At 70.2% G+C, this 6,451-nt stretch carries 8 protein-coding genes; 4 read left to right on the top strand and 4 right to left on the bottom strand.

Annotation, left to right across the window (positions count from 1 at the left end):
* Window positions 1–147 precede the first annotated feature (147 nt).
* Window positions 148–789: a DNA-3-methyladenine glycosylase gene (locus GTW40_RS00245; protein WP_161178101.1), complete on the bottom strand. Its 642-nt coding sequence runs from the start codon at window positions 787–789 to the stop codon at window positions 148–150.
* A 102-nt stretch (window positions 790–891) separates the two neighbouring features.
* On the opposite strand from GTW40_RS00245, the gene GTW40_RS00240 reads away from it, so the two are divergent.
* The 3 genes from GTW40_RS00240 (at window position 892) to GTW40_RS00230 (ending at window position 2,908) form a co-directional block, all read left to right on the top strand.
* A complete protein-coding gene (locus GTW40_RS00240; RefSeq protein WP_161178100.1) occupies window positions 892–1,674 on the top strand; it encodes a sporulation protein in 783 nt (260 codons plus the stop codon).
* 43 nt (window positions 1,675–1,717) lie between these two features.
* The gene (locus tag GTW40_RS00235; RefSeq protein ID WP_161178099.1) at window positions 1,718–2,257 is read left to right on the top strand and encodes a YbhB/YbcL family Raf kinase inhibitor-like protein; all 540 of its coding nucleotides are present in this window, start codon (window positions 1,718–1,720) and stop codon (window positions 2,255–2,257) included.
* A gap of 144 nt (window positions 2,258–2,401) precedes the next feature.
* The gene (locus tag GTW40_RS00230) at window positions 2,402–2,908 is read left to right on the top strand and encodes an HNH endonuclease (RefSeq protein ID WP_161178098.1); all 507 of its coding nucleotides are present in this window, start codon (window positions 2,402–2,404) and stop codon (window positions 2,906–2,908) included.
* A gap of 62 nt (window positions 2,909–2,970) precedes the next feature.
* On the opposite strand, the gene GTW40_RS00225 is transcribed toward GTW40_RS00230, so the two are convergent.
* The 3 genes from GTW40_RS00225 to GTW40_RS00215 all read right to left on the bottom strand — a co-directional run bounded on the left by GTW40_RS00225 (window position 2,971) and on the right by GTW40_RS00215 (window position 5,352).
* On the bottom strand, window positions 2,971–3,924 hold the full coding sequence (locus GTW40_RS00225; RefSeq protein ID WP_161178097.1) for an SPFH domain-containing protein: 954 nt from the start codon (window positions 3,922–3,924) through the stop codon (window positions 2,971–2,973).
* 100 nt (window positions 3,925–4,024) lie between these two features.
* On the bottom strand, window positions 4,025–4,456 hold the full coding sequence (locus tag GTW40_RS00220; RefSeq protein ID WP_161178096.1) for an NfeD family protein: 432 nt from the start codon (window positions 4,454–4,456) through the stop codon (window positions 4,025–4,027).
* Between the two features lie 104 nt (window positions 4,457–4,560).
* Window positions 4,561–5,352 carry an ABC transporter ATP-binding protein gene (locus GTW40_RS00215; RefSeq protein WP_161178095.1) on the bottom strand — a complete coding sequence of 264 codons (792 nt, stop codon included), beginning with the start codon at window positions 5,350–5,352 and terminating at the stop codon, window positions 4,561–4,563.
* A gap of 150 nt (window positions 5,353–5,502) precedes the next feature.
* On the opposite strand from GTW40_RS00215, the gene GTW40_RS00210 reads away from it, so the two are divergent.
* Window positions 5,503–6,321 (top strand): hypothetical protein, encoded by an 819-nt coding sequence (locus tag GTW40_RS00210; RefSeq protein WP_161178094.1) that lies wholly within the window; start codon window positions 5,503–5,505, stop codon window positions 6,319–6,321.
* The last annotated feature ends 130 nt before the right edge of the window (window positions 6,322–6,451 follow it).

Here is a 6,451-nt window from a genome sequence, read left to right as displayed (position 1 = left end):
GCGGATTCAATTCGGACGTGCGGACACGCCGAATGGACCCCCGCCAAGGGGAAGTCGTAGGTAGTGGGGTGGCCGCTTCCGTCTACTGGCGATTGCCGTACCCGGGTCAAGCGGCTCGGAGTACATTACGCATCTTCCAAGAGCGAGTCAACGTGACCTGCGTCTCGGTGCATGGGGGCGGTAGGGGCTCACCGTCGGGTCGCCGTCCACCCAGTACCGCCAGGGGTGCACACCGCCGTCGCCGGAGACGCCCGTCCTCGGGCCGTTGCGCACCTGGTCGGACGGGACGGGGGTGCCGGTGAGGAGGTGGAGCGGGGAGGCCGCCGGGCCGCAGACGTCCGTGCCGTCCAGGGACCGGTCGATGTCGAGGGCGGTGGCGAGACGGGCCGGGCCCTTGGCCAGTTCCTTGTCGTTGCGGGCCGAAAGACGGCGCTCGCGGGCCAGCTCGGCACCCTCCACGATCTCGCCGGCGCGGAGCAGTACCCCGCTCGCCCGTCCCTCGGGGCCGCAGACGAGGTTCATGCAGTGCCACATGCCGTAGGTGAAGTAGACGTACGCGTGGCCGGGCGGGCCGAACATCACGCCGTTGCGGGCGGTGCGGCCACGGAAGGCGTGGGAGCCGGGGTCGTTCGGGCCGTCGTACGCCTCGACCTCGGTGAGGCGGACGGTGATCGGGCCGTCGGGGGTGGTGCGGACCAGGAGGCGGCCGAGGAGGTCGGGGGCGACCTCGAGGACGGGACGGTCGAGGAACTCCCGGGGCAGTGGCGTACGGTCCGGTGGCGTGATCATGCCCTCCGAGGGTAGTGCAGCCCCGGTCGCCCTCATGGCGGAACCGGTCGGAGCCGGATCGCGTTTGTACGGGGCGAAGGTCCATTCGTAAGGGGAGAGTAAATGGCGTTCAAGAAGCTGCTCGCGAGCCTGGGGGCCGGGGGCGCCTCGGTGGAGACGGTGCTGACCGAGGTCAACGTGGTGCCCGGTGGTGTCGTGCAGGGCGAGGTCCACATCCAGGGCGGCTCGGTCAACCAGAACATCGAGGGGCTGTCGGTCGGTCTTCAGGCGAAGGTCGAGGTGGAGAGCGGCGACCAGGAGTACAAGCAGGACATCGAGTTCACGCGGGTGCGGCTCGGCGGTGCCTTCGAGCTGCAGGCGGGGGCGGTGCACGCGGTGCCGTTCGGCCTGGAGATCCCGTGGGAGACGCCGGTCACGATGATCGACGGGCAGCAGCTGCGCGGGATGCACATCGGTGTGACCACCGAGCTCCAGATCGCCCGTGCGGTGGACTCCTCCGACCTGGACCCGATCAACGTGCACCCGATGCCCGCGCAGAAGGCGATCCTCGACGCCTTCGTCCAGCTGGGCTTCCGCTTCAAGACCGCGGACATGGAGCGCGGTCACATCCGGGGCACCCGGCAGCAGCTGCCGTTCTACCAGGAGATCGAGTTCTACCCGCCGTCGCAGTACCGGGGTCTGCACCAGGTCGAGATCAGCTTCGTGGCGGACGAGCACGCCATGGACGTCGTGCTGGAGATGGACAAGAAGCCGGGCCTGTTCAGCGAGGGCTCCGACACCTTCCGTTCCTTCCAGGTGGGCCTGCACGACTTCCACACCACCGACTGGGCGGCGTACCTCAACCAGTGGCTGTCCGAGGTCGGCAGTCGCCGTAACTGGTTCTAGGCTCGGAGCCACTGAACGGAAACAGTGATCAGGAGGTACCGAGGTGACCGAGCTCAAGCGGCGGCCGCTCCCCCATGACTTCCATCCGCCCGTGCCGTCGTTCACGGTGACGAGTGAGGACATCGAGCCGGGCGGGGTGCTCAAGGGCGCCCAGGTCTACGCCGACGGGAACATCTCGCCGGAGCTGAGCTGGGAGGGGTTCCCGGCGGAGACGAAGAGCTTCGCCGTGACCTGCTTCGACCCGGACGCGCCGACCGGCAGCGGGTTCTGGCACTGGGTGGTGTTCGACATCCCGGCCTCGGTGACGTCGCTCCCGGCCGGTGCGGGCAGCGGGAAGTTCGACGGGCTGCCCGAGGGCGCGATTCAGGCGCGCAACGACTACGGGACCAAGGACTTCGGCGGGGCCGCGCCGCCGCCCGGGGACGGGCCGCACCGCTACGTCTTCACGGTGTACGCCGTCGACCAGGAGAAACTCGGTCCGGACGCGGACGCCTCGCCGGCCTTCGTCGGTTTCAATCTGCGGTTCCACGCGCTGGCGCGCGCCCAGCTCATCGGGGAGTACGAGAACTCCGCGCAGAGCTGACCGCCGCTTCGGTGTTTGCCCGCCCCTGGTCTTGGAAGTGATCAGGGGCGGGCGCTTTTTTATTGCGTTGTCCATCTCGATGCGCCCGTCCAGAGTTGATCCACGTCCGCCGGGGGGTGGGCGGGCACACGGGAGGTGGGCTTGATGCGTGGCACCTTGGTCCTGAACGCGAGCTTCGAACCGCTGTCGACGGTGACGCTGAACCGTGCCGTCGTGCTGGTCCTCCAGGACAAGGCGGTCGTGGAGCAGGCGCACCCCGTGCTGCGGATGCGCGGTGTCGATGTGGACATACCCGCGCCCCGGGTGATCCGGCTGTGCAGGTACGTACGGGTGCCCTTCCGAAGACAAGCGCCATGGTCGAGGCGGGGTGTGCTGGTGCGGGACCGGCACCGGTGCGCGTACTGCGGGCGGTCGGCGAGCACGGTCGACCACGTGGTGCCCCGGGCGCAGGGCGGTGGAGACACCTGGCTGAACACGGTGGCGTCCTGCGCGGAGGACAATCACCGCAAGGCGGACCGGACTCCGGAGCAGGCGGGGATGCCGCTGCTGTGGCAGCCGTTCGAGCCGACACCGGCGGACGCGATGCTGCTCGCGCTGGGGAACGAGGACTTCGACGCGCTGCCGGACTGGCTGGCGCTGAAGGCCGCGTAGGCCGGAGATACGACAGTGGGGCCCGCCTTCGTGATGAAGGCGGGCCCCACTGTCGTACGGCTTCAGTCGATGGACGGGCGCTCGCGGCGGTCGGAGTCGGTGCCCTTGTTCTGCTGGGGTACGGAGCCACCGCCCCCGCCGAAGTTGCCGAAGTTGCCCATGGCGCCGGAGAGGCCCTTGAGGGCGTCGCCGATCTCGCTGGGGACGATCCAGAGCTTGTTGGCGTCGCCCTCGGCGATCTTCGGGAGCATCTGGAGGTACTGGTACGAGAGCAGCTTCTGGTCGGGGTCGCCCGCGTGGATGGCCTCGAAGACCGTACGGACCGCCTGGGCCTCGCCCTCGGCGCGCAGGGCGGCGGCCTTGGCCTCACCCTCGGCGCGCAGGATCTGGGACTGCTTCTCGCCCTCGGCGGTGAGGATCGCGGCCTGGCGCGTGCCTTCGGCGGTGAGGATCGCGGCGCGCTTGTCGCGGTCGGCGCGCATCTGCTTCTCCATCGAGTCCTGGATGGAGGTGGGCGGCTCGATGGCCTTCAGCTCGACGCGGTTGACGCGGATGCCCCACTTGCCGGTGGCCTCGTCGAGGACGCCGCGCAGGGCCGCGTTGATCTCCTCGCGGGAGGTGAGGGTGCGCTCCAGGTCCATGCCGCCGATGATGTTGCGCAGCGTGGTGACGGTGAGCTGCTCGATCGCCTGGATGTAGCTGGCGACCTCGTAGGTGGCGGCCCGGGCGTCGGTCACCTGGTAGTAGATGACGGTGTCGATGTTGACGACCAGGTTGTCCTGGGTGATCACCGGCTGGGGCGGGAAGGGCACGACCTGCTCGCGGAGGTCGATGCGGTTGCGGATGGTGTCGATGAACGGGACCACGATGTTCAGGCCCGCGTTCAGGGTCCGCGTGTAGCGGCCGAAGCGCTCGACGATGGCGGCGCTGGCCTGTGGGATGACCTGGATGGTCTTGATCAGGGCGATGAAGACCAACACCACCAGAATGACCAGGACGATGATGACCGGTTCCATCGTGTTCCCCGTACCCCTCTCCGCTGTCGAAGATCTTGCTGGTCGAGTCTGTCAGACCGCTGCCCGGCTCGGGGGCAGATGCATCAGATGACGAGCTGAATCAGATGACGAGCGCGGTGGCCCCCTCGATGTCCACGACGTCGACCTCCTGCCCGACCTCGTAGGCGCGTGAGGCGTCGAGGGCGCGGGCCGACCAGATCTCCCCGGCGAGCTTGACGCGGCCGCCGGAGGCGTCGACGCGCTCCAGGACGACCGCCTGTTTGCCCTTCAACGCGTCCACTCCGGTGGCCAGTCGGGGGCGCTGCCGGTCGTGGCGCAGGGCGATGGGGCGGACGACGGCGATGAGGGCGACGGAGACGATCACGAAGGTGAGCACCTGGATCACCACGCCGAAGCCGAGTCCCGCGACGACGGCGGCGGCCACGGCTCCCACCGCGAACATGCCGAATTCGGGCATCGCGGTGATCACGAGGGGGATTCCGAGCGCCGCAGCGCCGACGAGCCACCACACCCATGCGCCGATGTCGTCCACGCGCTCATGGTAGGGCCGTGGGGCGGGCCGCCGACAGGGTGCGGACGGGGGCCGCCCGGATCAGGAACGGATCGGGAGCGGATCGGGAAGAGGCCGGGAACGGATCAGGACAGGGGCAGGCCGCGCGCGGTCCAGCGGTCGCCGACCTGCTCCACGACGAGCGGGAGGCCGAAGCACAGGGAGAGGTTGCGCGAGGTGAGTTCAAGCTCGATGGGGCCCGCGGTGAGGACCTTGCCCTGGCGGATCATCAGGACGTGGGTGAAGCCCGGGGCGATCTCCTCGACATGGTGGGTCACCATGATCATGGAGGGGGCGATCGGGTCGCGGGCCAGCCGGCCGAGGCGGCGCACCAGGTCCTCGCGGCCGCCGAGGTCGAGTCCGGCGGCGGGCTCGTCCAGGAGCAGCAGCTCGGGGTCGGTCATCAGGGCGCGGGCGATCAGGGTGCGCTTGCGCTCGCCCTCGGAGAGGGTGCCGAAGCGACGGTCGAGGAAGTCGCTCATGCCGAGGCGGTCGAGGAAGGCGCGGGCGCGCTGCTCGTCGACGTCCTCGTACTCCTCGTGCCAGCCCGCGGTCATGCCGTAGGCGGCGGTGAGGACGGTCTGGAGGACGGTCTGGCTCTTGGAGATCTTCTCGGCCATGGCGATGCCCGCCACGCCGACGCGGGGGCGCAGCTCGAAGACGTCCACCTTGCCGAGGGTCTCGCCGAGGATGGTGGTGGTGCCCGTGGTGGGGAAGAGATAGCTGGACGCGACGTTGAGGAGGGTGGTCTTGCCCGCGCCGTTCGGGCCGAGGATGACCCAGCGCTCGCCCTCCTTGACCGACCAGTTGACCTGGTCCACCAGAGCCCGGCCCTCACGGACCACGGATACGTCCTGAAGCTCCAGAACATCGCTCATGAGCGCGTTGTCTCCCCTTGCGTTGTGGCCGGTCTCGGCTGTCGCGTACGCCTGTGGCTCGGGCCGCCACGCCAATGGGCGCAGCCCATATGAAATCTACGCCACGAGTGTGGTGCTCCAATCCATCGGTCCGGTCCTTAGGGTGGGGGGATGCTCACGGAACCGCGTTCAGGACGCCTCGCCGCTTGGGGAAATGCCCTCTTGGCCGGACTTGTCTCCCCGGATGACGCCGTACTCGCCGTGGTGGGCGAGGACGCGGTGCACCGGGTCGAGGGCCTGCCGGGCGAGGAGGACGTGGTCGGGCTCACGCTGGCGCTGGGACGGCTGCGGGGGCTCGGGGTGACGGGTTTCCGGGTGGCGCTGCCCGCGCCGGGGCATCCGCTGGGGCTGAGCGGTCCGCCGGAGTTCAACGCGCGGGCGCTGGAGGCGGAGGAGGCGGTGGTCTGCTCCGGGGCGGCGTTCGGTCTGGTCCCGGAGGTGTACGAGGCGGGGCCCGAGGGTGACGTGCACACCGAGGTCGTCTGGCATGTGCTGCCGGTGCGGGAGGCGCCGCCCGCGGACGTGCCCTCGCTGAGCGAGGCGGAGCGGGAGCTGGCGGAGGCGCTGCGCGAGGCGACGGAGGTGCTGACGCGGCTGGACGTGGCCGCGTCGGGTCCGGTGGCCGAGGCGGCGATCGACGCGTACCGGGCGCGGGCGGAGGCGCCGCGCCGTGCGGGGGCCCGGGTGACGGGCGGCCAGGGGTACGACGTGCTGTCGCCGGGGTATCCGCCGCGTGCGGTACGGGTGCTCGAACTGGCGGAGCGGATCGGGATGTTGGTGTCCCTGGCGTACGGGGGCGGGCACGGGGGTGCGGTGAGCGCGTCGGAGATGACGGCGCGGTCGGCGGCGCTGCGCCCGGTGGAGCGGACGGCGCGGCGGGCGCGAGTGGCGGCGTACAACTCGGTGGTGGAGGAGCGGGAGCGGCGCTGAGGCACCCCCCGCCCACGGCAGACGCAGGGCCCCCGGTGGGGGTGCCGGGGGCCCTGCGGGTCTGTGGGGGCGCGTCAGCCGTTGATGCCCGTGTTGCCGAAGGCCGGGTTCAGCAGGCCGATGACGTCGA

The sequence above is a fragment of the Streptomyces sp. SID4985 genome, from assembly GCF_009863025.1.
Taxonomy (GTDB): domain Bacteria; phylum Actinomycetota; class Actinomycetes; order Streptomycetales; family Streptomycetaceae; genus Streptomyces.
Note: the sequence above shows the minus strand (reverse complement) of the source record. Positions and strands in the feature narration are given on the sequence as shown.